Below are 25,415 nucleotides of genomic sequence, written 5' to 3'. Positions count from 1 at the left end.
CAGCCGGTCGCCGGGTGGCCGAGTGGTCCGGTGGCCCGGCGGTACGGTCCCGGCTCAGCGGCCGTAGCGGGCGGTGAGGGTGCCGGAGGCCAGGGTGTGGCCGCTCAGCGCGCTCCGCACGTCGGCCGCCGTGGCGTTCGGTTTCAGGGCGAGGCGGCGGTCGGCGGCGTACACCGTGAAGACATAGCGGTGGGGTTTGCCGGGCGGCGGGCAGGGGCCGCTGTAGCCCGTCTTCGAGAAGTCGTTGCGTCCCTGGGCGGCTCCGGGCGGGGTCGCGTCCGCCGCCAGGCTCCTGGTGCGCGGGTCCATGTTCCACACCAGCCAGTGCGTGAAAGTGCCTCCGGGGGCGTCCCGGTCCTCGACCAGAAGGACCAGCGCCGCCGTGTGCGCGGGAACCCCGGAGAACGCCAGCGGCGGCGAGACGTCCGCCCCGCCGCACGTGTAGCGGCCGGGAACGGTGCCGCCGTCGGCGAACGCCGGGCTGGACACGGTGATCCGGCCCGCGGCACCCGGTGGGGCGTCGGCGCTGGGCATGGCGGCGGTTCCCGTGCCTCCGCCCCCGCACCCCGCGAGGCCCCCCAGCGTCGCGATCAGGACAACCCCCACGAACCGGCTGCGCATGCCACGCACGCTAGCGACCGCCTCACGGCGCCGCGACCGCGCGGGGCCGTACAGGGGACGGGGGCCGGAGACGGGAGCTACGTCCCGCTGCGGGCCGCGCTGCCGTCCGGCTCCGGAGTGACCGCGTCGGCACTGCTCCGGACGGGGGTGATCGGGGCCGACTCGGCGCTGCTGCGGACAGGGGTGACCGGGGCCGGGTCGGGGGCGGTGCCGTCGGGGTCCGTGGACACCTCCGCGGCAGCCTCCAGCAGCTCCTCGGGCGGACGGGGCGTGGTCGGCCCCGTGCTCCTGTCGAGGCTCCTGGACCGTTCCGGTTCCGGCTCCCGCTGGGCCTTCTCCAGGAACCGCAGCAATTCGACCGGGAAGGGCAGGACCAGGGTGGAGTTCTTCTCGGCGGCGACCGCCGTCACCGTCTGGAGCAGCCGCAGCTGCAGCGCGGCGGGCGTGTCCGCCATCTGCTGGGCCGCCTCCGCCAGCTTCTTCGACGCCTGGAACTCCGCGTCCGCGTTGATGATGCGGGCCCGCCGGTCACGGTCGGCCTCCGCCTGCCGTGCCATGGACCGCTTCATCGTGTCCGGCAGGGAGACGTCCTTGATCTCCACCCGGTCGATCTGCACGCCCCACCCGACGGCCGGGCTGTCGATCATCAGCTCGAGACCCTGGTTGAGCTTCTCGCGGTTGGACAGCAGATCGTCCAGGTCGCTCTTGCCGATGATCGAACGCAGGGACGTCTGCGCCATCTGCGAGACCGCGAACTTGTAGTCCTCCACACGGATGAGCGCGCTGACGGCGTCGACCACCCTGAAGTAGACGACCGCGTCCACGCGTACCGTCACGTTGTCCCGGGTGATGCCCTCCTGGGCCGGGATCGGCAGCGTGACGATCTGCATGTTGACCTTGTAGAGCCGGTCCACGAACGGGACGATCACCGCCAGGCCCGGCGGGCGTACCTCACCGGTCTGCCGCCCCAGGCGCAACACCACCCCGCGTTCGTACTGCTTGACGACCCGCATCGCCGCAGCGAGGTACACGAACCCCACGCAGCCCGCGGTGATCACGGCGGTCACCAGTTCCTGCACCATGACGAGGACTCCTCGACCGGTCGCCGGTATGCGCGATATGCGCCCGCTTCAACGATATGCCCGGTCGGACGCCAGGGTCGAGCCGCCGGACGGCCTCCGTTCACAGGGGCGTGAACGTGTCCGTCCGCGGGCAGTGCGCCAGCACCGCGCCGGTGTGCACCTCGTAGTACCAGGCGTGCAGCGTGAGCCGCCCGTCCGCGAGCCGCTTCTCGACGCACGGGTACGAACGCAGCCGCAGCAGCTGGGTCAGGGCGTGGCTCTGGACGCCCTCGGCGACCGCCGGGTCCTGGGCGGCCCCTGCCGGACGGGGCGTCGCCTGCGCCAGCCAGTCCCGTACGGCGGGTACGGCGTCGAGGTCGTCCCCGCGGACGAGGGCGCCGACCGCACCGCAGTGGGAGTGGCCGCAGACGACGATGTCGCCGACGCCGAGCACCTCCACCGCGTACTCGATGGTGGCCGCCTCGGCGGTGGGCCGCGCCGAGGCGTACGGCGGCACGATGTTGCCCGCGGTGCGCAGCTCGAACAGCTCGCCGGGCCGGGCGCCGGTGATCAGGGCCGGGACGACCCGGGAGTCGGAGCAGGCGATGAACAGGACCTCGGGGGACTGGCCCTCGGCGAGCCGGGCGAAGTCCTCCGGGCGCCGTCCGAACGTACGGGCGTTGTGGATCAGGGGCTGCATGGGGCGACTCCGTGTCTGCGGCGCGGACCAGCCAACGATCGGGGGCCGGCCAACGATCAGGAGCCGGCAGGAGACACGGTAACCCCCGGGAAGCCGTCCGCCGGGGCGTCGGCCCCGGTCAGTGCGTCTCGACGAGCCCCTTGGCGTCCCGGGCCAGGGCGGTGAGGCGGGATATGGCGCGGAAGTACTTCTTGCGGTAGCCGCCGTTCAGCATCTCCTCGCTGAACAGCCGGTCGAAGGGCATCCCGGAGGCCAGTACGGGCACCTCGCGGTCGTAGAGCCGGTCCGCGAGGACCACGAGCCGCAGCGCCGTCGACTGGTCCGGCACCGGCCGCACGTCGGTGAGGCACACGGCCGTCAGCCCGTCGGTCAGGGCGCCGTAACGGCTGGGGTGCACCCTGGCCAGGTGGTCGAGCAGGTGCGGGAAGTCGTCGAGCGAGGCGTTCTCCGTGGCGTACGCCGCCTTGGTCACCTGCTCCTCGGAGTACGGCGCCGGAGCCTCGGGCAGGCCGCGGTGGCGGTAGTCCTCGCCGTCGATGCGCAGCGCACGGAAGTGCGCGGACAGGCCCTGGATCTCGCGCAGGAAGTCCGTGGCGGCGAAGCGGCCCTCGCCGAGCTTGCCCGGCAGCGTGTTGGAGGTGGCGGCGAGCGCGACGCCCGCGTCGACCAGCCTGCCGAGCAGGGTGGACACGAGCACCGTGTCCCCCGGGTCGTCCAGCTCGAACTCGTCGATGCACAGCAGGCGGTGGCCGGAGAGCGTCTCGACGGTCTTCTGGAAGCCGAGGGCGCCCACGAGGTTGGTCAGCTCGACGAAGGTGCCGAACGCCTTGCGGGCGGGCTCGGCCGGGGTGGCGTGCCACAAGGAGGCCAGCAGGTGGGTCTTGCCGACGCCGTAGCCGCCGTCGAGGTAGACACCGCGGGGCCCGGCACCGGCGGCCCTGCCCTTCGCCTTGCTCCTGCCGAAGCCGAACAGGCCGCGCCTGCCGGAGCCGGTCGCGGACGCGCCGCCGAGTCCGGCGGCGAAGTCGTCCAGGACCTCGACGGCCTGGGTCTGGCTGGGCTGCTTCGGGTCCGGGATGTACGTCGCGAAGCGCACCGCGTCGAAGCGGGGCGGCGGCACCATCTCGGCGACCAGCCGGTCCGCGGGGACGTGCGGCTCGCGGGCGCACAGGGACAGCGGGGCCGTGGTGGTCAGGGAGCTGAGCCCTGAGGCGGCTGTGGAGGACGACACGGTTCCCCATGGTAAGCGGCATGGAACACTGCACGTCATGCGACGCCTGTTCCCTGTGACCGACGAAACAGCAGTCCAGAGCCCGGACGCGGCCGGGGCCGGTGGTACGAGCGTGCCCGGCGCCCTCGTGGACCGGGAGTGGAGCTTCGCCGAGCTGGCCGCCGCCTACGCCTACCCCGAGCGCGGGGCGGCGGCCGGGGAGCCGTGGCTGCGCGCCAACATGGTCGCCACCCTCGACGGGGCCGCCCAGCACGAGGGGCGTTCACAGCCCATCTCCAGCGCCGCCGACATGCGGATCTTCGGCACGCTGCGGGCGCTGGCCGACGTGGTGGTGGTCGGCGCGGAGACGGTGCGCCAGGAGGGGTACCGCCCGGCCCGGGCCCGGGCGGAGTTCGCGGCACTGCGGGAGGCGGCCGGGCAGGGGCCGGCTCCGGCGATCGCGGTCGTCACGGCGAGCCTGGAACTGGACTTCTCGCTGCCGCTGTTCGCCTCGCCGCTGGTGCCCACGCTGGTCCTCACGGGCGCGGCGGCGGCCCCGGAGAGGATCGCGGCCGCGGAGAAGGCGGGCGCCCGTGTGGTGATCGCCGGCGACGGCGTCGGTGTCGACCCCACCCGCGCCGTCCGGGCGCTCGCCGGACTCGGCCACACCCGCCTGCTCACCGAGGGCGGACCGCGCCTGCTCGGTCAGATGGTCGCGTCCGGCGTCCTGGACGAAATGTGCCTCACGGTCTCCCCGATGCTCACCGCCGGCAACGCCCAGCGCATCGCCGGCGGACCCTCCGTCACGGTCCCGCAGCGCTTCACCCTGGCGTCCCTGCTGGAGGACGACGGCTTCCTGTTCAGCAGGTACCGCCGCCCCTGACCGGAGCAGCGCCGCCGAAAATCCTGCGATACCCGTGCGATCACGGGGCAGGATGGTTTCCGCAGGGGTCGCTGCGGCCCGTGGCGGGAGACGGAGGGTCCAAGGACCCTCGGAGGAGAAAGGGCGCCTGGTGTTCACAAGCGTATTGATGATCGAGAAGGCCCTGACGTCCGCCGACGTGGAGTTCGTCACCACCTTGCACGGCGACGAGCCGGTCTCCTTCCACGTACTGCTCCAGCCGCGCGGCGACCAGGCCGACCGGTTGCTGCGGGCCATCGACGACATCGCGCTCGGTGAACTCGACGAGGCGACGCGCGAGGGCGAGACGCCCGAGGGCGCGGCCGCGAAGGGCGCCGGGGAGCAGGCCCTGGACGTGTCCCTCCTCGCGCTGCGCGCGGCGGGCAGCAGGGCCGAGGGCCGGCTCGTCGAGGACCATCCGCTGGACGCCCTGAAGTCCCTGGTCGCCGAGGTCGGCGCCGACGAGGTGATCGTCCTGACCGACCCGCACTACGTGGAGGAGTTCTTCCACCGCGACTGGGCCTCCCGGGCCCGCCACAAGGTGGGCGTACCGGTCCTGAAACTCTTCTCCCACAGCAAGGCATAGGCTGGGGCGGCGCCCCCGCCCGGGGGCGCCCGCACCGTCGTACCGCAGCCGCACCACCTGGGGAGAAAAGCGCATGGCACCCGGCCTTCCTACCGCCATGGACCGACCGCACTTCATCGGCATCGGCGGCGCCGGGATGTCGGGCATCGCGAAGATCCTCGCCCAGCGCGGCGCCAAGGTGGCGGGCAGCGACGCCAAGGAGTCGGAGACCGCCGAGGCACTGCGCGCGCTGGGCGCCACCGTGCACATCGGGCACGCGGCCGGGCACCTCGCCGTCGACGCCAGCTGCGTCGTCGTCTCCTCGGCGATCCGCGAGGACAACCCGGAGCTTGCCCGCGCGGCCGAGCTGGGCATCCCGGTCGTGCACCGCTCCGACGCGCTGGCCGCCCTGATGGAGGGCCTGCGCCCGATCGCGGTCGCCGGCACCCACGGCAAGACGACGACCACCTCGATGCTGGCCGTGTCCCTCGGCGAGCTGGGCCTGCGGCCGTCGTACGCCATCGGCGGCGACCTGGACGTCCCCGGCTCCAACGCGCTGCACGGCGAGGGCGAGATCTTCGTCGCCGAGGCCGACGAGTCGGACCGCAGCTTCCACAAGTACGCGCCCGAGGTCGCCATCGTCCTCAACGTCGAGCTGGACCACCACGCCAACTACGCCTCGATGGACGAGATCTACGAGTCCTTCCAGACCTTCGTGGACCGGATCGTCCCCGGCGGCACGCTGGTGATCTCCGCCGACCACCCGGGCGCGCGGGAGCTGACCCGGCGCGTGGCCGGCGCCGTGCGGACGGTGACGTACGGCGAGTCCGAGGACGCCGACGTGCGGATCCTGTCGGTCGTGCCGCAGGGCCTCAGGAGCGAGGTCACCGTCCTGCTGGACGGCACCGAGCTCACCTTCCAGGTCTCCGTGCCCGGCCGCCACTACGCGCACAACGCCGTCGCCGCGCTGGCCGCGGGCGCCGCGCTCGGCGTCCCGGCCGCCGGACTCGCCTCCGCGCTGGCCGCGTACACCGGCGTCAAGCGGCGCCTGCAGCTCAAGGGCGAGGCCGCCGGCGTCCAGGTCGTCGACTCCTACGCCCACCACCCGACCGAGATGACCGCCGACCTGGAGGCGATGCGCGCGGCCGCGGGCGACGGCCGGATCCTGGTCGTCTTCCAGCCGCACCTGTTCTCCCGCACCCAGGAGCTGGGCAAGGAGATGGGCCAGGCGCTGGCCCTCGCGGACGCCTCCGTCGTCCTGGACATCTACCCGGCCCGCGAGGACCCGATCCCCGGCATCACCAGCGAGCTGATCATCGCCGCCGCGCGGGCGGCGAACGCCGACGTGACGGCCGTCCACGACACGGCCGAGGTTCCCGACGCGGTGGCGGGAATGGCCAAGGCCGGTGATCTTGTTCTCACCATGGGCGCGGGCGACGTCACCGACCTCGGACCGCGCATCCTGGACCGTCTGCCGAAGTGAGGGGCGCGAGAACCATGCCGTACGACGTCGAGAAGCCGGACGAGCAGTGGCGGGCCGAGCTGAGCCCGGCCGAGTACACCGTGCTGCGCCAGGCCGGCACGGAGCCCGCCTTCGTCGGTGAGTACACCGACACGAAGACCAAGGGCGTCTACTCCTGCCGCGCCTGCGGCGCCGAACTGTTCACCTCCGGCACCAAGTTCGAGTCCCACTGCGGCTGGCCGTCCTTCTACGACCCGAAGGACACCGACGCCGTGGAACTGCTGGAGGACCGCTCCCACGGGATGGTCCGCACCGAGGTGCGGTGCGCCCGCTGCGGTTCGCACCTCGGCCACGTCTTCGAGGGCGAGGGCTACGCGACCCCGACCGACCAGCGGTACTGCATCAACTCCATCTCCCTGCGCCTGACCCCCGACGAGAACTGACCGCCCGGGGCCGGCGGGCGGGGCGTGGGACGGGTGGCCGTCACGGTGGCTCGTCGTCCCACTGGTCGAGCAACAGGTCGCCCAGGTCTCGGTCGAGCTGCGGTTCCTTGTCGCCGTGCAGGGGCTGTTCGGTCCAGATGACCTTGCCGTGGGGGGTGTACCTGGTGCCCCAGCGGCGGGCCAGCTGGGCGACGAGGAACAGGCCGCGTCCGCCCTCGTCCGTGAGGGCGGCGCGGCGCGGGTGCGGTGAGGTGCTGCTGCCGTCACAGACCTCGCAGATGAGGGTGGCCCGGTCGCGCAGCAGCCGGACCCGGATCGGGTCGCTGCCGTAGCGGATGGCGTTGGTGACCAGTTCGCTGAGCATCAGCTCGGTGTCGAAACCCACCTCCTGAAGTCCCCACGCGTCCAGTTGCCGGGAGCACGCCGCGCGCACCCGGGCGACGGACGCGGAGTCGCTGGGCACGTCCCACCCCACGACGTCCGCCGGGTCCAGCAGCCGCGTGCGGGCGACCAGGAGCGCCACGTCGTCGCTGGGGCGCGCGGGCAGCAGGGCGTCGATCACCGCCCGGCACGTCTCCTCCGGGCTGCGGTCGGGCCGGCCTGCCAGGGTGTCGCGCAGCAGGGCGAGACCGGTGCCGATGTCCCTGTCCCGCTCCGCGACCAGCCCGTCGGTGTACAGGACCAGCAGCGATTCCGGCGCCAGGCGCAGCTCGGTGGTCTCGACGGGCAGGCCCGCCGCCAGGCCGAGCGGCGGGGAGGCCGGCACCTCGGGGAAGTGCACCGTGCCGTCGGGGCGTACCAGCGCGGGTCCGGGGTGGCCCGCCCTCGCCACGGTGCAGCAGCCGCCCGTGGGGTCGTAGATCGCGTACAGGCAGGTGGCCCCCGTGATCGGGTCGGCCTCGTCCTCGGCCGACCGGTCCTGGTCGATCCGGGCGACCAGTTCGTCGAGGTGGACCAGGATCTCGTCCGGCGGCAGGTCCAGGGCCGAGAAGTTGAGGACGGCGGTGCGCAGGCGCCCCATGGTGGCGGCGGCGTGCAGCCCGTGCCCGACGACGTCGCCGACGACGAGGGCCACGCGCGCGCCCGGCAGCGGGATCACGTCGAACCAGTCCCCGCCGACACCGGCCTGCGCGGGCAGATAGCGGTGGGCCACCTCAAGGGCGTCCTGCTCGGGCCGCCCCCGGGGCAGCAGGCTGCGCTGCAGGGTGACGGCGACGCCGTGCGCGTGGGTGTAGCGGCGGGCGTTGTCCACGGACACGGCCGCCCGCGCGACCAGCTCCTCGGCGAGGGAGACGTCCTCGTCCTCGAAGGGGCCGCGCCGGTCCGTCCGCCAGAAGTCGGCCAGCCCCAGGACGACGCCCCGCGCCCGCATCGGCACGGCGATGAGCGAGCGGATCCCGTGGTCGAGGATCCTTCCGGCCGTTTCCGGGTTCCGGACCCGCCAGTGGTGGGTGGTCAGATCGGCCTCCAGGACCGCGTGACCGCTCTCCAGCGCCACCGCCATGGGGGAGCCGGGCAGCCAGGTGACCCGCCCGCCCACGGGGAAGACGGGCGGGTCCACGCTGTCGCCGAGGTTGACCGCGCGGCGCATGTCCGCCATGTCCGTCGGCTCGTCACCGCGCAGGACGGGCTCCAGCAGCTCCACGGTGACCAGGTCGGCGAACCGGGGGACGGCGACCTCCGCCAGCTCCTCGGCGGTCCGTAGGACGTCCAGGGTGGTGCCGACCCGGGCCCCGGCGTCGTACAGCAGCCGCAGCCGCTCCTGCGCCTCCTCGACCCGGCCCGAGAGGGCGCGCAGCTCCGTCGTGTCCCGCAGCGTCGTCACACTGCCGGCCGGTCCTCCCGCGCGGTCCGTGAGCCGGGTGTTGGCGATCAGCAGCCGGTCCCCCGCGGGGAGCACCTCGTCGCTGGCCACCCGTCCGGAGCACAGCAGCCCGACCACCCGCGGCTCCAGGCCGAGGTCGTCGATCCGGCGCCCCTCCGCGTCCGCCGGCAGGTCCAGCAGCCGCCGCGCCTCGTCGTTGGCCAGCAGCAGCCGGCCCTCGCCGGAGACGACGAGGACACCCTCCCGCACGGAGTGCAGGACGGCGTCGTGGTGCTCGTACATCCGCGTCAGCTCCACGTGGCCCAGACCGTGGGTCTGCCGTCGCAGCCGGCTGCTCGCCCACGCCGCCCCGCACGTGGCCAGCACGAGCGCTCCCCCCACGCCCCCGAGCAGGACCGGCAACTGGTCCATGACCATCGCGTTCACCGTCTCCAGCGTGATCGCGACGTCCACCACGCCGGCGACCGAGCCGTCCGTCCGGAAGACGGGCACGACCGAGTCGACCGCGGGGCCGCGGCTCGCTGCGACGACCTCCGTGAAGGACCTGCCCCGGGCCGCCTGCCGGTACGGACCGATGACGTGCTTGCCGATCAGGCCGGTGTCGGGGTGCGTGAGCCGGATCCCGTCCGGCCGGTACACGACCACGAAGGCCACACCGGTCCGCTTCCGGGCCTCCTCGGCGCGCGGCTGGAGAAGCGCCGTCGGATCGCGGCTGTCGAGGGCGGCCGCCGTGCCCGGGGCACTGGCGAAGGAGTCGGCCACGGAGCGCGTGCGGTGCCGGGCGTCGGCCAGGCTGTTGCTCCGGGTCTGGAGGACGAGGACGGCACCGGCGGCGACGATGAGCACCAGCAGCATCAGCATCTGGAGGGCGAACGCCTGCGCGGCGAAGCTGCGCACGCCCGGCTTCGGACGCCGCCGTTTTTCTGGCCCGCGCAGAAATCCGGCCATGGGTACATCTTCCAGCACCGGCGGCCAGGGCGGAGTCACCGGCGGCCACCGAGGGCGCGGGGCACCCCCGCGAGTCGCGGACCTTTTGCGGGGCACTCCTACGGTGGGACAATATGGGACACAGGTGGCGTCATCGGCGCCACCGGCACTCTTCGCTTTCCTTGGTGAGGCGGGTGGAAGACATGGACATGGCCTCCTACGCCGTGCTGGCTGCGGCGCCCAATGTGTGGGCCACCTTCGGCGCGTTCATGGGCGGACTCGTCATCGTGATCGCTCTGGTGTGGGCGGTCGGCATGGGCATCGGTGTGATGCGCCGCGAGCCGGACCGGCCGACCGAGGCGGAGCAGCCGCACCTGCCGGTCACCGGCGCCGTCCACGAGATCAGTGAGATGCGGGAGCTGGACGAGCTCCACCCGGACGACGGGGAGCGACTCATGCCCTATGAGCTGCACGCCACCGGAACCCGCCGCAGCCAGGACCAGCACCGGCGGCGCTGGTACCCGGGCAGCAGCGGATCCTTCGGCGGCGGCGGTCCCGGCCGGACCTGACCCGGCCCCGCGCCGCACCCGTCAAGGGGACGGGCCTTCGGGCCCGCCCCCGCCCCATGTCGGGACCGGGGCGCCGGGGGCCGCGTGCGGGACGTGGCGTGGATCGCGTGGCCCTGCCGGTGTCGCGGGCGCGATGCTGGGTAGGCGTCGGTGTCGAAAGGCGCCACGGGGCCTGGGAACCGTCCGGTCGGGCGGGCCCGCGCGCCGGGCTCACAGCTTGCGCACGGTGCGGTTACGGGGGACGGGGGTGTCGCGTGCGGATGTCGCACGTCACAAGGTGCTCGGACTCTTCCCGCAACGGCCCGCGCGATCTTGGCCGAGAGCGGACAGCTCCTGCCAGACCCGAAGGGTATTCGGCGTTTTGATACGGATAGATTCAGTCACCAAGCGGTATCCGGACGGCACGCTGGCGGTCGACCGGCTCTCGCTCGAGATACCGGACCGCTCGATCACCGTCCTCGTCGGACCGTCGGGATGTGGCAAGACCACCACTCTGCGCATGATCAACCGGATGGTGGAGCCGACCGGGGGCACCATCCTCCTCGACGGCGTCGACATCCAGGACCAGCCCGTCAACACGCTGCGCCGGTCGATGGGGTACGTCATCCAGAACGCGGGGCTCTTCCAGCACCGCACGATCGTCGACAACATCGCGACCGTGCCCCGCCTGCTCGGCTGGGGCAGACAGAAGGCGCGGGCGCGGGCGGCGGAGCTGATGGAGCGGGTCGGCCTCGACGCCTCGCTCGCCAAGCGCTACCCGTACCAGCTCTCCGGCGGCCAGCAGCAGCGCGTCGGTGTGGCGCGGGCGCTCGCCGCCGACCCGCCGGTGCTGCTGATGGACGAGCCGTTCTCCGCCGTGGACCCGGTGGTGCGCAAGGGCCTCCAGGACGAACTGCTGCGCATCCAGGAGGAGCTGGGCAAGACCATCGTCTTCGTCACGCACGACATCGACGAGGCCGTGAAGATCGGGACGATGGTCGCGGTCCTGCGCACCGGCGGCCGGCTCGCCCAGTACGCGCCGCCCGCCGAACTGCTCTCCGCGCCCGCCGACGCCTTCGTCGAGGACTTCCTCGGCATCGACCGCGGCATCCGCCGGCTCTCCTTCTTCGCCTCCGGGGGACTGGAGCTGACGACGACCCCGATCGTCACCGCCGACTCCACCGCCGAGCAGATCGCCGCCCGCGTCACCCCCGGTGTTCCGTACCTCCTCGTCACCGACGCCGACGGCAGGCCGCTCGGCTGGAGCGAGACCGCCGCGCCGGCCGACGGCCCCCTCGACGTGGCACGGCTCCTGTCCCACGGGCGGCCCTTCGAGTACGGCACCGATTCGCTGCGTGCCGCCCTCGACGGCGCCGTCCTCTCGCCGACGGGCTGGGCGGTCGCCGTGGACGGCACCGGCCGCGCGGTCGGCGTCGTCTCGCAGCAGACCATCGGCGAGGCGATTCGCAGCGCCCACGCTGAGGGGCGTACCGGGGCGCAGCCCGCCGCGGGGACCGCGGCGGAGGCCGGCGCCGGCGCCGGAGCAGAGGCCGGCGCCGAGGCCGGGGTCGCCGGATGAACCGATTCTTCGACATTCCGAGCGACCTCCAGCACACCTGGCTCGGCCTGATCGGGCTGCATCTGCGCGAGGCCCTGCTGCCGGTGCTGGCCGGTCTTCTCGCCGCCCTGCCGCTCGCCCAGCTCTGCGTGCGGTTCCGCTGGCTGTACCCGCCGGTGCTCGGCCTGACGACCGTGCTGTACGCGATCCCGTCGCTGGCGTTCTTCGTCGTCCTCATCGACTACACCGGCCAGACCGAGCTGACCGTGATGATCCCGCTCGCCGTCTACAGCCTCGTCGTGCTCGTCCCGGCGATCGTCGACGGCGTCCGTTCGGTGCCGCAGGAGACCCTGGCCGCGGCCACCGCCATGGGCCTGGGACCCGTACGCCGTTATCTCCAGGTGCAGTTGCCGATCGCGGTGCCCGCCATCATCGCCGGGCTGCGGGTGGCCGCCGTCTCCAGCATCTCGCTCGTCAGCGTCGGGATGCTGATCGGCAACCAGGGCGCCCTGGGCAATCTGCTGCACGACGCGCAGATCTACAACCGGCCCGAACTCGCCTGGAACTCCGTCTTCACCACGGCGGCCCTGGCGGTCGTCGTCGACGGTGTCCTCGTCCTCGTCCGCCTGCTGCTGACCCCCTGGATGCCGCGCGGCACCCGCCACCACCCCGCGACGGACGCCGGGGACCGGCCCGAACCGGCCACGCCCGCACTGGAGGACGCAGCCCGGTGAACGTACTGCACTTCATCAACGCCTTCTTCAGCGACGCCGCCCACTGGAAGGGCTACGACGGCATCCCCACGCGCCTCGTCGAGCACATCCAGTACTCCCTGATGGCCCTGGGCCTGGCCGCCGTCATCGGACTGCCGGTCGGCCTGCTCACCGGGCACTACGGGCGCGGTGGCAACGCCCTCGCCCTGATCGCCACCGCCGGGCGGGCGCTGCCCAGCTTCGGCCTGCTGGTGCTGATGGTCATCCTGCTCGGCTTCGGCAGGACACCCGTGATGATCCCGCTGGTCGTCCTCGCCGTCCCGCCGATCCTGATCACGAGCTACGAGGCGATGCGCTCCGTCGATCCCTCGCCTGTGGACGCCGCCCGCGGCATGGGCATGTCCGAGTCGCGCGTCCTGTTCCAGGTCGAACTGCCCGTCGCCCTCCCGCTGATCCTCAGCGGACTGCGCTCGGCGGCCATCCAGATCGTCTCCACCGCCACCATCGCGGCGTACGTCAGCCTCGGCGGCCTCGGCCGGTACATCGTCGACGGCCTCTACCAGCACGACTACGAGAAGGTCGTGGGCGGTGCCGCGCTGGTCGCCGTGATGGCGCTGGCGACGCTCGCGGTGTTCTGGGCGGTCGCGCGGGTGACGGTGTCGCCCGGGGTGCGCCATGGCGGCTGACACCCATCGAGGCCGATCGGTGACCCGGCGCCTCTTGACTGACGAAGAAGCGGCTGGATTGGATCAAAGCGCGGCAATCGCGCCCCGCGTGCTGCCGCCGCTGCCATGCGCCCGAACAACCTCTCAGCCGGAACGGGAATTGTGACTTCCAACACGAAGAGCACCAGGTCCAGCAAGAGCCACGTCGGGGCGGCCGCGGTCGCGCTCGCCGCCGCCTCGGCGCTCCTCGCGGGGTGTTCGTCCGGCGGCTCCTCCGGCAAGGACCCGCTCGCGGAGGGCAGGGCGAGCGGCGGCAAAGTCGTCGTCGGCTCCAACAACTTCGCCGAGAGCATCCTGATCGCCGACATCTACGGCGAGGCCCTGAAAGCCAAGGGCATCAAGGTCGAGTACAAGCCCAACATCGGCAGCCGGGAGGCCACCTACGGTCTGCTCAAGAACGGCTCGATCACCGTGCTGCCCGAGTACAACGGGGCACTGCTGGCCTACCTCGACTCCAAGGCCGCCCCGGAGTCGGTCGAGGCGACGACGGCCGCCATCGGCGCGAAGCTGGACTCCGGTCTCACGCTGCTCGAGCCGGCGCCCGCCGAGGACAAGGACTCCGTCACCGTCAACGCCGCGACGGCGAAGAAGTACGGCCTCACCGGCAAGTCGTCCATCGCGGACCTCAAGGACGCCGCCAAGGACCTGGTCATCGGCGGCTCGCCGGAGTTCCAGGCCCGGCAGCAGGGTCTGAAGGGCCTGAAGTCCGAGTACGGGCTGGAGTTCAAGTCCTTCAAGGCGCTGGACGCGGGCGGCCCGCTGACCCAGGCGGCGCTGAAGAAGAACACCGTGCAGGTCGCCGACCTGTTCACCACGGATCCGACCATCGCCAAGGAGAAGTTCGTCGTCCTCCAGGACCCGAAGAACCTCTTCGGCTTCGAGAACGTGCAGCCGCTGGTGTACAAGTCCGGCCTCGACCAGAAGGGCGTCGACGCGCTCAACGCCGTCTCCGCCAAGCTGGACACGGCCGCCCTGCTGGACATGGACACCCAGGTGCAGTCGCAGAACAAGGACCCGCTCGACGTGGCCAAGGCGTGGCTGAAGTCCGTGGGTCTCGACTGACCGACGCCGGTGGGACACGGGCCCGCGGGGCCGCGAACCGCCCGCTCGCAGGGTGCCGGACGGACGACCGTCCGGCACCCGGCGAGGCGGGAGCCGTGAGGACCCGCCGGCTCAGAGGTCGAACTCGTGCGGCGGCAGGCCCAGGGCGAAGCAGGCCTCGCGCACCATGGCCTGCTCGGTCTTGTCGAAGTCGCCGTCCGCGCCGCCGATGACGATGCCGATCTGGACCACGGCACGCGCCTCGGCCGGCTTCTTCTTCGCCTTGGCGATCTCCTGCAACACGCTGACCTTGCCGAAGTCGAAGTCGGCGGTCAGCTTGTCCAGGTTCTCCTCGAAGCGGCGGCGCAGGTCGTCCGCGGGGAAGTTCTGCAGTACCTCGTTGGTGGCGATCAGCTGCGCGACACGCTGACGCTCCGAAGGGTCGACGGTGCCGTCGGCGGCGGCCACGAGGGCGCACATCGCCATGCTCGCGTCCCGGAAGGCACCGCTCTTCAGGTCGTTCTTCTTCGCCACGAGCTGGGTCTGCATCTGCGTCGCGGAGTCCTTGATGCGGTCCCACAGGGCCATGTGCTCTCCAAGTGTGGTGTCGGGTGGACTGACACGTCCGTGCTGCATCTACAGCAACGTAGAAACTGACGGGGCGACGGATAAGTTCCGGCCGACGTCGTCGCGGGCTCCGGCGGGTTCCCGGCGGGCTCCGGCGGGTTCCTTCCGGGCCGGGCCGCCTAGACTGGGGCGGCCCGTACCGGGCGTGCGGGCGAGCGCGGGAAGAGCTCGCGCGAACAGTCCGCGCGACCAGCGTGTGCGATCAGTGTGCGCGATCAGTGCGCGCGAACAGGAGGAAGACGACCGTGGCGGCAGCCGGCAGTGGCTTCGAGGATCCGCCCGCCGACGTGCTCGCGGAGGCGGCCGCGGCCTTCGGGCTGCTCGCCTCGCCCGCCCGGCTGCACATCGTGTGGGCCCTGGCCCAGGGCGAGAGCGACGTCACCGGGCTCGCGGAGCGGGTCGGCGGCGCGCTGCCCGCGGTCAGCCAGCACCTCACCAAGCTGAAGCTCGCCGGGCTCGTCCGCTCCCGCCGCGAGGGCAGGCGGCAGGTCTACTTCGTCGACGACCCCGACGTGGTCGACGTGGTACGGCTCACGGTGGCCCGGCTCACCGACCGGGGCGCCGCCGTCGGCGCCCCGGCGCACCGCCTCCGTGGCCTCTGAGCTCGCGGCGGCCCGCCCGGCCTCGCCCGACGGAACACCCCTCCAGGTACTGCGCCGGCTCGACAGCGGCCCGCGCGGACTGACCGACGCCGAGGCGGAGGCCCGGCTCGCGGCGGTCGGCGAGAACACGGTTCCCGAGGTACGCACCCCGTCCTGGCCCCTGCGGTGGATGCGCTCCCTGCGGGACCCGTTCACGGCCGTACTGCTCTGCCTCGGCCTCGTCTCCACCCTCGTCGCCTCCTGGGGAACCGCCGCGGTGATCCTCGGCCTGGTCGCGGTCAGCTGCGTACTGCGCGCGACCGGCGAGCACCGGGCCGACCGGTCCATGGCCGCCCTGCGCGAACTGGTGGCCGGCACCGCCACCGTGCTGCGGCGCACGGCCGGCGGGGAGGAGCCGCGCGCCCGAGAGGTCCCGGTCACCGAGCTGGTGCCGGGCGACGTGCTCCGGCTCGGCCCCGGCGACCTCGTACCGGCCGACGTAAGACTGCTGCGCGCCCGCGGGCTCACCGTGCATCAGGCCGCGCTCACCGGCGAGTCCGCCCCGGTCGCCAAGGCGGCCGTGGAGGAGCCGGGGCTCGGTGAGCGGGGCCCGTTCGGGCAGCCGCACCTGTGCTTCCAGGGCAGCAGCGTCGCCACCGGCACGGCCACCGCCGTGGTGGTGGAGACGGGGGAGCGGACGCGGTTCGCCGCCGCCCACGGCACGGCGGGCCTCGGGCGCGCGGGCCGGACGGGCCCCAGCGCCTTCGACAGCGCCTTCGACCGCTCCGTGCGGGGCATCTCCTGGGTGCTCATCCGGTTCATGCTGCTGACGCCGCCGCTGGTGCTGATGGCCAACGCGGCGCTGCGCGGGCGCGGTCTGGAGACCCTACCCTTCGCCGTGGCGGTGGCCGTCGGGCTCACCCCCGAGATGCTGCCCGTGATCGTCACCCTCTGCCTGGCCCGCGGCACCCGGCAGCTCGCGGGGGCGCACGGCGTCATCGTCAAGCGGCTGCCCGCCCTGCACGACCTGGGGGCCGTCGACGTGCTCTGCGTCGACAAGACCGGCACCCTCACCCAGGACCGGCCCGTCGTCGAACGGGCCCTGGACGCCGACGGCCACGACGACCCCGAGGTGCTGCGCTGGGCCGCGGTCGGCGCCTGGTGGAGCCTCCAGCTCGCCGAACTGCCCGCGCCCGACGCGCTCGACGAGGCGCTCCTGGAGGCCGCCGGAGCGGTCGGCGAGGAGCACGACGGGGTCGCCGCCGTCCCCTTCGACCCGGTGCGGCGCCTGGCCACCGCCGTGGTGCGGGGCCGGTTCGGCCGGCACGTCCTCATCGTCCGGGGCGCCGTGGAGGACGTACTGGAGCGCTGCGCGCTGGAGCCCGCCGAGCGCGAGCGGCTGCGCCGGCTCGCCGCGCGGGAGGCGGACGCCGGGCTGCGGCTGCTGGCCCTCGCCACGGCCGACCGCGCCGCCCGCACCGGCGACTACACCCCCGCCGACGAACGCGGGCTGACCTTCCGGGGCCTGATCGCCTTCCGCGACGCGCTCGCGCCGACCGCGGCCGAGGCCCTGCGCGGGCTCGCCGAGGCCGGTGTCACCGTCAAGATCCTCACTGGCGACCACCCCGGCACGGCGGCGCGCGTCTGCCGTGACCTGGGGATCGACGTGGGGGAGGTGCACACCGTGGGCCCGGGGCCCGGCGGGGACGGCGCCCTCGCGGCCGCCGCCGCCCGTACCACCGTCTTCGCCCGCTGCACACCGGACGACAAGGCCAGGGTCGTCGCCGCGCTGCGGGCCGCGGGACACACCGTCGGCTTCCTCGGTGACGGCGCCAACGACGTGCCCGCGCTGCGGACCGCCGACGTCGGCGTCGCGCCCCGGGCGGCCTGCGGCATCGCCCGGGGGAGCGCCGACGTGGTGCTCGCCGACAAGGACCTCACCGCGATCGGCCACGCCGTGACGGCCGGCCGGCGGGCCAGCGGCAACATCGCCTCCTACCTGCGCGTCACGCTCTCCTCCAACCTCGGCAACGTGATAGCGATGCTCGTCGCGGGCCTGCTGCTGCCCTTCCTGCCGATGCTCCCGGTGCAGGTGCTCGTGCAGAACCTCTGCTTCGACGCGGCCCAGTCGTCGTTCGCCCACGACCGTCCGGGAAGGGCGGCGCTGCGCCGCCCGACCGTGCTGCGGCCGCGCGCCTTCCTGCGGTTCATCACCGGGTTCGGCGCGCTCAACGCGGTCGCGGACTTCGCCACCTTCGCCGTCCTCGCCCTCGTCCTGTGGGGGCCCGACGCGCTGAACGACGAGGCCGTCTTCCACTCGGCCTGGTTCACCGAGAACCTGCTGACCCAGGCCCTGGTGATGGTGCTCCTGCGCACCGGCCGGGGCGAGGGCGGCCGGCGACGGCTGCCCGGACCCGTGGGCAGGGCGGCGGCCGTCCTCGCCCTCGTCGGGCTGCTGCTCCCGGCCAGTCCGCTGGGTCCGCCGCTGGGCATGACGGGACTTCCGCTGCCCTACTACCTCCTGCTCGCCGTCGTCCTCGTTCCGTACGGACTCGCCCTCGCGGCGGCGGTCCGACGGTACGAGCGGCGGGTGCCGGGCGCCGACGCGCCCGGCACCAAGACCCCGGTGACCGAGGAGGGCGCGCCCGCCCGCGTCAACTGACGACGGGCGCGGGCGGTTTCAGCGGCTCCGCAGCCGCAGGGCCAGGGCGACGCCCGCGGTGAGCACCAGCACCGCGGCGGCGCCGGCCGCCAGCAGGGGCGCGGAGGGGCCCTGGCTGGGGGCGTCGGTCGCGGACGCCACCGGGCTGCTGTCGGGAGCGGCCGAACGCGCCTGGGCGGCGGCGGAGTCGGGGGTCTGCCGCGCCGGAGCCGTCGTGTGCGACTCGTGCGAACGGCCGGCGCCCGGGCTCCGGGTGTCCGGCTTCGGCGTACCGGTGGCCGGGCTCCCGGCCGAGGGGCCGGAGTCACCCTGCCCGGCCGGTCCGGCCGTTCCGCCTGTGCCGCCCGGACCGCCCGTGCCGGCCGTCGCGTTCGTCGCCTTCGCGAACACCACGTCCGAGCACGAGTAGTAGGTGTCCGGGGTGCTGCTGTTCTGCCAGACGGTGAAGAGGACATGGCGGCCCGTCCGGTCGGCCGGGAGGGTCGCGCCGATGCGGTACGCGCCGCCCGTCAGCGGCGCGTCCTTGACCTCGGCGAAGGGGCGCTCGGGCAGGTCCGACCAGGTCAGCGGCTTCGTCGGGTCGTAGCCCGGCCTGGTCAGATAGAGCCTGAACGTGCCCTCGTGCGGGATCGTCGAGGCGTACGACATGCTGAGCCTCGCGCCCGGCGTCAGACGGGTCGACGGCCAGTCGGTGCGGGCGAGGTCGAGGCCCTTGTACGCGGGCAGTCCTCCGCTGCAGAGCCTTCCGTCGGGGACGACCTGGCGGTCCCGGCCGCCCACGTTCGCCACCCGCAGGTTGTCCCAGGCGGTGAAGGGGGCTCCGCCGTTCGCGGCGACGGCCGCCCGGCAGGCCGCAGTACCGGCCCAACCGCCGTCCGGCGAGCAGGCGTACACCCGGCTGACCGGGTCGGTCGGGGCGCCGTGCGCCCGGGCGGGCCCCGCCGCCCACAACGTGAGCAGGGCCGACACCGCCACGGCGGCTGCGGTGCCCCTGAGGGGCGCGGTCGTCCGGGTCATCGGGAGGCGTCTCCTGGCGGGCGGGAAAACGGAGTGCTGTCCGGTCCAGTACGGGCGGCGGGCGCGGAGCGTTCAAGCGGGTTTCCCGAGCACGGCCGGTGACGTCAGGGGCCCAAGGGGCCCTGGTGGACGCCTCGTAGCCGTGAGCTATCGTGTACGCGGAGTGAGAAACAAACGGTCCGCCCCGTTCGTTACGGCCCCGGGAGTGTTCTGTCCATGCCGAGGCAGTTACGTGCCGAACAGACCCGCGCGACGATCATCACAGCCGCCGCCGACCTGTTCGACCGGCACGGCTACGAACGGACCAGCCTGAGCGACATCGTCGCACACGCACACGTCACCAAGGGCGCGCTGTACTTCCACTTCGCGGCCAAGGAGGATCTGGCCCACGCCATCCTGGAGTTGCAGTCCCGGGCCGCCCAGCAGGTCACCAACCGCGTGGACGAGCAGGGCTACTCGTCGCTCGAGGCCCTCATACGCATCACCTACGCGCTCACCCGCCTCACCGTGGAGGGCCCCGTCACCCGCGCCGGCCTGCGACTGGCCACCGGAGGGATCGAGGTACGGCCGCCGCTGCGGCACCCGTTCACCGAATGGCTGGACATCGCCACCGGCAAACTCCTCGGCGCCGTCAAGGAGTACGAGATCCAGCAGGACGTCGACGTCCACGCCGTCGCGCACTCCCTCGTCTGCTTCTTCGTCGGCACCCGCGTCGCCGGCCGGCGCCTGGAAACCATGGCGCGGCTGCCCCGCCGCACGACCGAGATGTGGCACCTGCTGATCCGCGGTCTGGTGCCGGTGCACCGGCGCCCCCGCTATCTGAGCCTCGCCACCCGCCTGGAGCGGGAGATCGTCGTCCTGTGACCCGCCGGGTACGGTGAGGCGCATGCCCGCCAACCCGTCCGCGCCCGTCATCCTCGGCAACGAACCCGGTTCCTTCCCGCGCAGCGTGCTGGCCGCACGGCACCCGGCCATCATCCGGCAGGTGCGCGACGCCTTCCCCTACGGCCCCGAGCAGCATCGCGCCCTGGACGCGCTCCTGCAGAGCTGCGCCGAGGGCGTGATCGAGGACCTTCCCGCCGCCGCGCCCGACCGGGACCGCTGGCGGTCCTGGGGCCTGGAACGGTACGCCGGGCACTCCTGGTTCGACGTGCCGTGGCTGTGGTCCGAGAGCTACTTCTACCGCCGGCTCCTCGAAGCCGTCGGCTACTTCGGGCCCGGCCCCTGGCAGGGCATCGACCCCTTCCGCCCGTCCAAGCTCGCCGAACTCGACTCCCGGGAGACCGACGAGGAACTGGCGGCGCTCGACGAACTGGCGGGCAAACCTGTGGCGCAGCGCGCGGACGCCCTGCTGCACGGCTCCCTCTGGGGCAACCGCGCCGACCTCGGCTTCCGGCTGTCGGCGGGCGGCGCCGAGACCGGACCGCCCGTCCCCGCCCTGGTCGCCGACGACAGCGCGGCCCTCTGGTCACTGCTGCCGCCCTCCGGCACCGGCACGCTCTGCCTGGTCGCCGACAACGCCGGCCGCGAACTCGTCCCCGACCTCCTCCTCGTCGCCCACCTCCTCGCCCACGGCCGCGTCCGGCGGGCGGTCCTGCACGTCAAGCCGTACCCGTACTACGTCTCCGACGCCACCACCGCCGACGTCGTCGACGCCGTACGCCGGCTGACGGCGGCTCCCGGCGCGGCCGCGGACCACGGGCGCCGCCTGTGGTCCGCGATGGCCGACGGCCGGCTCACGGTCCGGGCGCACCCCTTCTCCTGCTCCCCGCTGCCGTACGCCGACATGCCCGCGGACCTGCGCGAGGAGTTCGCCGCGGCGGCGCTGACCGTGTTCAAGGGCGACCTCAACTACCGGCGGCTGGTGGGCGACCGGCTGTGGCCCCCGACCACGCCGTTCGCGGACACCACCGGCTTCTTCCCCGGCCCCGTCGCCGCCCTGCGCACCCTGAAGTCCGACGTGATCACCGGTCTTGAGGCGGAGACCGAGGCCGCGCTGGACGCCGCCGAGGGCGGGCGCTGGCGCGTCGCCGGCACGCACGCCCTGATCCAGGTCAGGACCTGACCCGCGGGACCGCCCCACCCCCGCGACCACCCGGTTCACGTGCGAATTCACGCGATGGAGTGATCGCGTTGGTGCGTACGGATGGTGCCGGAGTGTCGCGGGTAGGGCCCGGCCATGACGCAGCAGCCCTTCGAACTCCCGCACTTCTACATGCCGTATCCCGCGCGGCTCAACCCGAACGTCGACGAGGCCCGCGCCCACTCGACGCAATGGGCGCGCGACATGGGCATGCTGGAGGGCTCCGGGATCTGGGAGCAGTCCGACCTCGACGCGCACGACTACGGACTGCTCTGCGCCTACACCCACCCCGACTGCGACGGACCGGCCCTGTCGCTCATCACCGACTGGTACGTGTGGGTCTTCTTCTTCGACGACCACTTCCTGGAGACCTTCAAGCGCAGCCAGGACCGCGGGGGCGGCAAGGCCTACCTGGACCGGCTTCCCCTGTTCATGCCCCTCGACCCCGAAACCCCCGTCCCCGGGCCCCGCAACCCGGTCGAGGCCGGCCTCGCCGACCTGTGGGCGCGTACGGTGCCGTCGATGTCGGCCGACTGGCGCCGCCGGTTCGCGGTGGCCACCGAGCATCTGCTGAACGAGTCCATGTGGGAGCTGTCGAACATCAACGAGGGGCGGATCGCCAATCCCGTCGAGTACATCGAGATGCGCCGCAAGGTCGGCGGCGCGCCCTGGTCGGCGGGGCTGGTGGAGTACGCGACCGCCGAAGTGCCCGCCTCCGTCGCCGAGGCCCGGCCGCTGAGGGTGCTGATGGAGACGTTCTCCGACGCCGTGCACCTGCGCAACGACCTGTTCTCCTACCAGCGGGAGGTCGAGGACGAAGGGGAGTTGAGCAACGGTGTCCTGGTCCTGGAGACCTTCTTCGGATGCACCACCCAGGAGGCCGCCGACTCCGTCAACGACGTCCTCACCTCCCGTCTGCACCAGTTCGAGCACACCGCGCTCACCGAAGTGCCCGCGCTGGCCCTGGAGAACGGCCTCACCCCGGCCGAGACGGCGGCGGTGGCGGCGTACGCCAAGGGCCTGCAGGACTGGCAGTCCGGCGGCCACGAGTGGCACACGCGCTCCAGCCGGTACATGAACGAGCGGGCCCGGCCCACCAACCCCTGGCAGCGGCCGGCGGGTCCCGGCACCTCGGCGGCAGACGTGGGCGCGCTGCTCGCGGCCGCCGGGATGGAAAGGCTGCGCGCGTACACGCACGTGCCGTTCGAGAAGGTCGGCCCGTCCCGCATCCCCGACCTCCACATGCCCTACCCGCTGGGGCTGAGCCCCCATCTGGACCGCTCCCGGGCAACGCTCGTCGACTGGTGCCACCGCATGGGCATCCTCGAAGAGGGCGTGTGGGACGAGGACAAGCTCGCCGCCTACGATCTGGCGCTGTGCTCGGCCGGGATCGACCCGGACGCCACGCCGGAGGCGCTCGACCTGAGCGCCCAGTGGCTCGCCTTCGGCACCTACGGCGACGACTACTACCCGCTGGTGTACGGACAGCGACGCGACCTGGCCGCCGCGAAGGCGACCACGGCCCGCCTGTCGGCCTGCATGCCCGTGGAGGGGGAGGCGGCGCCCGTCCCGCTCAACGCCATGGAGCGGAGCCTGACCGACCTGTGGGCGCGCACCACCGCGGCGATGACCCCCGACCAGCGGCGCACCCTGAAACACGCGATCGACTCCATGACCGAGAGCTGGGTGTGGGAGCTGTCCAACCAGCTCCAGAACCGTGTCCCCGACCCGGTGGACTACCTGGAGATGCGGCGCGCCACCTTCGGCTCCGACCTCACCCTGAGCCTGTGCCGGATGGGACACGGCCCGGCCATCCCGGCGGAGGTCTACCGCAGCGGCCCGGTCCGCTCCCTGGAGAACGCGGCGGTCGACTACGCCTGCCTGCTCAACGACGTCTTCTCGTACCAGAAGGAGATCGAGTACGAGGGTGAGATCCACAACGCGATCCTGGTCGTGCAGCACTTCTTCGGCATCGACTACCCGGCCGCGCTCAAGGTCGTCCAGGACCTGATCAACCAGCGCATGCGGCAGTTCGAGCATGTCGTCGCCCACGAACTGCCCGTGGTCCACGACGACTTCGAACTGTCCGAGGAGGCTCGGGCGGCCGTGATCGGCTATGTCGCCGACCTGCAGAACTGGATGGCGGGCATCCTCAACTGGCACCGGAACGTCGACCGCTACAAGTCCGAGTGGCTGGGCAGCCGGGCCCACGCCTTCCTGCCGGACCGCGTGCCGGCCTCCGCCCTCCCCGTGGGCTGACCGGAGGCGGTCGATGGACTCCAGGGAGCAGACGGCGTTGCGTCCCAAGCCGATGCCCGGACAGGAGCCCGGCGGCGAGCACGGGCCGGTACGGCGGCCGCCCGCCCCGCGCCGCCGCCGTGGCCGCCGCCTGGCGGCCCTGGCGTGCGGGGTGCTCGCCGGGATCGTCCTGATCCTGTCCGGCGTCGGCCTCGCCACGCTGGCCGGCCCGAGCCGGCAGGCCCCCACCGGGCCGCGGCCGCAGGCGGGTGCGCAGGCGCGCACGGCTCCGGCGCCCGCCGTCGCACCCGCGCCCGCGCCGGTGCGCCCGACCCTCGGCCTGGAGGTGGTGGACGACGACAGGCCCGGAGCCCGGGTGGTCGGCGTCCACGTCTCCGGCCCCGGCTACACGGCGGGCCTGGTCCGCGGCGACGTACTCCTCACCTTCGCCGGAAGCCGCCTGGCCACGGCGACGGACCTGGCCCGCGCCGTCGCCGCCTCCCACCCGGGCCGGGCAGTCCCCCTCACGGTCCGCCACGCCACCGGCACCTACCAGCAGCTGACGGTCACCCCGGGCATCGTCACATGACGCCGATCACGCGGACCCGCCCCGTGTCCCCTGCCCCGCCCCGCGCCCCGCCGGCAGGCGGGCGCGACCGGGGGCGGGATTCGCAACCGGCTCGCGTCGGGCGGCGGGGGCGGGCAGGATGCTGCCCGTAGTGGTTCTCACCGTTTCAGCCGTGTACGGAGGCCCGGATGACCGGCATCGCGCTCGCGCCCTTCAGCGCCGACGACTACAGGGTCCGGCTGGAACGCGCCGCCCGGGCGGCGGCCGAGGCCGGGCTGGCCGGGCTGCTGGTGGCGCCCGGGCCGGATCTGGTGTGGCTGACCGGGTACGCGCCCACCGCCGTCACCGAACGGCTCACGCTGCTCGTGCTGGCCGCCGGACGCGAACGCGTCGAGCCCGTTCTCGTCGTGCCCACCCTGGAGGCCCCGGACGCCGCCAAGGCGCCCGGGACGTCCGCCCTGGCCCTGCGGGACTGGACCGACGGCACCGACCCCTACGCCGTCACCGCGGCCCTCCTCGACGACGGCGGCCGGTTCGGCATCAGCGACAACACCTGGGCCATGCATCTGCTCGCCCTGCAACAGGCGCTGCCGGGGACCTCGTACGCCTCCCTCACCGAGGCCCTGCCCATGCTGCGCGCGGTGAAGGACGCGGCCGAGGTGGAACTGCTCGCGGCAGCGGGGGCGGCCGCCGACGCCGCGTTCGAGGAGATCCGCGCGGTGCGCTTCTCCGGCCGCCGTGAGTCCGAGGTCGCCGGCGACCTCGCCGGCCTGCTGCGGCGCTTCGGGCACTCCCAGGTCGACTTCACCATCGTCGGCTCAGGACCCAACGGCGCCAACCCGCACCACGAGGTGGGCGACCGCGTCATCGAACGCGGTGACATGGTCGTCCTCGACTTCGGCGGCCTCAAGGACGGCTACGGCTCCGACACCACCCGCACCGTCCACGTCGGCGAGCCGACCGACGAGGAGCGGCGGGTGCACGACATCGTCCGCGAGGCCCAGGAGGCCGGCTTCCGTGCCGTACGTCCCGGCGTCTCCTGCCAGGAGGTCGACCGCGCCGCCCGCGCGGTCATCACCCGGGCCGGATACGGCGAGTTCTTCATCCACCGCACCGGCCACGGCATCGGCGTCACCACGCACGAGCCGCCGTACATGATCGAGGGCGAGGAGCAGCCCCTCGTGCCCGGCATGTGCTTCTCCGTGGAGCCCGGCATCTACCTGCCCGGCCGCTTCGGGGTGCGCATCGAGGACATCGTCACCGTGACCGAGGACGGGGGCCGCCGCCTCAACGACACGACCCGGGAGATGGTCATAGTGGACTGACCACCGGCAGTCCC

The 25,415-nt window shown here is 73.2% G+C and carries 23 protein-coding genes; 16 read left to right on the top strand and 7 right to left on the bottom strand.

The genetic code is table 11. From position 1 onward, the window contains the following. Positions 1-54: 54 nt before the first annotated feature. The 4 genes from ACIOWN_RS30085 to zapE form a co-directional block, all read right to left on the bottom strand. Complete coding sequence (locus ACIOWN_RS30085) at positions 55-621, bottom strand: YbhB/YbcL family Raf kinase inhibitor-like protein (RefSeq protein ID WP_362354745.1); 567 nt, start codon at positions 619-621, stop codon at positions 55-57. Positions 622-698: 77 nt separating this feature from the next. Beyond that, positions 699-1,703, bottom strand: a complete 1,005-nt coding sequence (locus ACIOWN_RS30080; RefSeq protein ID WP_362354747.1) for an SPFH domain-containing protein — start codon at positions 1,701-1,703, stop codon at positions 699-701. A 100-nt stretch (positions 1,704-1,803) separates the two neighbouring features. Next, complete coding sequence (locus ACIOWN_RS30075; protein WP_362354749.1) at positions 1,804-2,382, bottom strand: carbonic anhydrase; 579 nt, start codon at positions 2,380-2,382, stop codon at positions 1,804-1,806. A gap of 118 nt (positions 2,383-2,500) precedes the next feature. Further along, positions 2,501-3,613 (bottom strand): cell division protein ZapE, encoded by a 1,113-nt coding sequence (zapE, locus tag ACIOWN_RS30070; RefSeq protein ID WP_362354751.1) that lies wholly within the window; start codon positions 3,611-3,613, stop codon positions 2,501-2,503. A gap of 37 nt (positions 3,614-3,650) precedes the next feature. Here zapE and ACIOWN_RS30065 point away from each other — a divergent pair, with 37 nt between their 5' ends. The 4 genes from ACIOWN_RS30065 (at position 3,651) to msrB (ending at position 6,963) form a co-directional block, all read left to right on the top strand. Next, positions 3,651-4,475 (top strand): pyrimidine reductase family protein, encoded by an 825-nt coding sequence (locus ACIOWN_RS30065; protein ID WP_401983878.1) that lies wholly within the window; start codon positions 3,651-3,653, stop codon positions 4,473-4,475. A 130-nt stretch (positions 4,476-4,605) separates the two neighbouring features. Beyond that, positions 4,606-5,079: an indole-3-glycerol phosphate synthase gene (locus ACIOWN_RS30060; RefSeq protein ID WP_362354755.1), complete on the top strand. Its 474-nt coding sequence runs from the start codon at positions 4,606-4,608 to the stop codon at positions 5,077-5,079. 73 nt (positions 5,080-5,152) lie between these two features. Beyond that, entirely contained in the window at positions 5,153-6,541 is a 1,389-nt protein-coding gene (gene murC / locus ACIOWN_RS30055; protein WP_401983877.1) for a UDP-N-acetylmuramate--L-alanine ligase, read from the top strand. A 14-nt stretch (positions 6,542-6,555) separates the two neighbouring features. Next, complete coding sequence (gene msrB / locus ACIOWN_RS30050) at positions 6,556-6,963, top strand: peptide-methionine (R)-S-oxide reductase MsrB (protein WP_362354759.1); 408 nt, start codon at positions 6,556-6,558, stop codon at positions 6,961-6,963. A gap of 40 nt (positions 6,964-7,003) precedes the next feature. Here the strand turns inward: msrB and ACIOWN_RS30045 are convergent, their stop codons facing one another. Beyond that, complete coding sequence (locus ACIOWN_RS30045) at positions 7,004-9,736, bottom strand: SpoIIE family protein phosphatase (protein ID WP_362354761.1); 2,733 nt, start codon at positions 9,734-9,736, stop codon at positions 7,004-7,006. Between the two features lie 182 nt (positions 9,737-9,918). Here ACIOWN_RS30045 and ACIOWN_RS30040 point away from each other — a divergent pair, with 182 nt between their 5' ends. From ACIOWN_RS30040 to ACIOWN_RS30020, 5 genes are all read left to right on the top strand, one after another. Beyond that, a complete protein-coding gene (locus ACIOWN_RS30040; protein WP_326806343.1) occupies positions 9,919-10,284 on the top strand; it encodes a DUF6479 family protein in 366 nt (121 codons plus the stop codon). 361 nt (positions 10,285-10,645) lie between these two features. Further along, positions 10,646-11,842, top strand: coding sequence for an ABC transporter ATP-binding protein (locus ACIOWN_RS30035; protein ID WP_362354763.1), 1,197 nt, complete (start codon positions 10,646-10,648; stop codon positions 11,840-11,842). Further along, a complete protein-coding gene (locus ACIOWN_RS30030; RefSeq protein WP_401983875.1) occupies positions 11,839-12,555 on the top strand; it encodes an ABC transporter permease in 717 nt (238 codons plus the stop codon). The genes ACIOWN_RS30035 and ACIOWN_RS30030 overlap by 4 nt, the downstream gene beginning before the upstream one ends. Further along, the gene (locus tag ACIOWN_RS30025; protein ID WP_362354767.1) at positions 12,552-13,220 is read left to right on the top strand and encodes an ABC transporter permease; all 669 of its coding nucleotides are present in this window, start codon (positions 12,552-12,554) and stop codon (positions 13,218-13,220) included. Before ACIOWN_RS30030 ends, ACIOWN_RS30025 begins: the two co-directional genes overlap by 4 nt. Positions 13,221-13,361: 141 nt before the next feature. Further along, the gene (locus ACIOWN_RS30020) at positions 13,362-14,321 is read left to right on the top strand and encodes an ABC transporter substrate-binding protein (protein WP_401983873.1); all 960 of its coding nucleotides are present in this window, start codon (positions 13,362-13,364) and stop codon (positions 14,319-14,321) included. Between the two features lie 111 nt (positions 14,322-14,432). Here ACIOWN_RS30020 and ACIOWN_RS30015 read toward each other — a convergent pair whose 3' ends face one another. Beyond that, positions 14,433-14,888: a TerB family tellurite resistance protein gene (locus tag ACIOWN_RS30015; protein ID WP_362354887.1), complete on the bottom strand. Its 456-nt coding sequence runs from the start codon at positions 14,886-14,888 to the stop codon at positions 14,433-14,435. Between the two features lie 284 nt (positions 14,889-15,172). Here ACIOWN_RS30015 and ACIOWN_RS30010 point away from each other — a divergent pair, with 284 nt between their 5' ends. Together ACIOWN_RS30010 and mgtA are read left to right on the top strand one after the other, a co-directional pair. Continuing rightward, the gene (locus ACIOWN_RS30010; RefSeq protein ID WP_100566386.1) at positions 15,173-15,529 is read left to right on the top strand and encodes a metalloregulator ArsR/SmtB family transcription factor; all 357 of its coding nucleotides are present in this window, start codon (positions 15,173-15,175) and stop codon (positions 15,527-15,529) included. Beyond that, complete coding sequence (mgtA, locus tag ACIOWN_RS30005) at positions 15,519-18,170, top strand: magnesium-translocating P-type ATPase (RefSeq protein ID WP_401983871.1); 2,652 nt, start codon at positions 15,519-15,521, stop codon at positions 18,168-18,170. The genes ACIOWN_RS30010 and mgtA overlap by 11 nt, the downstream gene beginning before the upstream one ends. Positions 18,171-18,188: 18 nt before the next feature. Here mgtA and ACIOWN_RS30000 read toward each other — a convergent pair whose 3' ends face one another. Next, entirely contained in the window at positions 18,189-19,187 is a 999-nt protein-coding gene (locus tag ACIOWN_RS30000) for a lytic polysaccharide monooxygenase (protein WP_401983870.1), read from the bottom strand. A 216-nt stretch (positions 19,188-19,403) separates the two neighbouring features. Between ACIOWN_RS30000 and ACIOWN_RS29995 the strand changes: the two genes are divergently transcribed. From ACIOWN_RS29995 to ACIOWN_RS29975, 5 genes are all read left to right on the top strand, one after another. Further along, positions 19,404-20,051, top strand: a complete 648-nt coding sequence (locus ACIOWN_RS29995; protein ID WP_362354775.1) for a ScbR family autoregulator-binding transcription factor — start codon at positions 19,404-19,406, stop codon at positions 20,049-20,051. A 22-nt stretch (positions 20,052-20,073) separates the two neighbouring features. Beyond that, positions 20,074-21,252, top strand: a complete 1,179-nt coding sequence (locus ACIOWN_RS29990) for a damage-control phosphatase ARMT1 family protein (protein ID WP_401983868.1) — start codon at positions 20,074-20,076, stop codon at positions 21,250-21,252. A 114-nt stretch (positions 21,253-21,366) separates the two neighbouring features. Next, positions 21,367-23,529, top strand: coding sequence for a germacradienol/geosmin synthase Cyc2 (gene cyc2, locus ACIOWN_RS29985; protein ID WP_401983866.1), 2,163 nt, complete (start codon positions 21,367-21,369; stop codon positions 23,527-23,529). Positions 23,530-23,542: 13 nt separating this feature from the next. Further along, complete coding sequence (locus tag ACIOWN_RS29980) at positions 23,543-24,097, top strand: PDZ domain-containing protein (RefSeq protein ID WP_401983864.1); 555 nt, start codon at positions 23,543-23,545, stop codon at positions 24,095-24,097. 167 nt (positions 24,098-24,264) lie between these two features. After that, positions 24,265-25,401 carry an aminopeptidase P family protein gene (locus ACIOWN_RS29975; protein WP_362354783.1) on the top strand — a complete coding sequence of 379 codons (1,137 nt, stop codon included), beginning with the start codon at positions 24,265-24,267 and terminating at the stop codon, positions 25,399-25,401. Positions 25,402-25,415: the final 14 nt, after the last annotated feature.

This window comes from Streptomyces sp. NPDC087787 (genome assembly GCF_044743035.1).
Classification (GTDB): domain Bacteria; phylum Actinomycetota; class Actinomycetes; order Streptomycetales; family Streptomycetaceae; genus Streptomyces.
The sequence above is the reverse complement of the archived record's forward strand: the minus strand, read 5'-3'. Positions and strand labels throughout refer to the sequence as shown.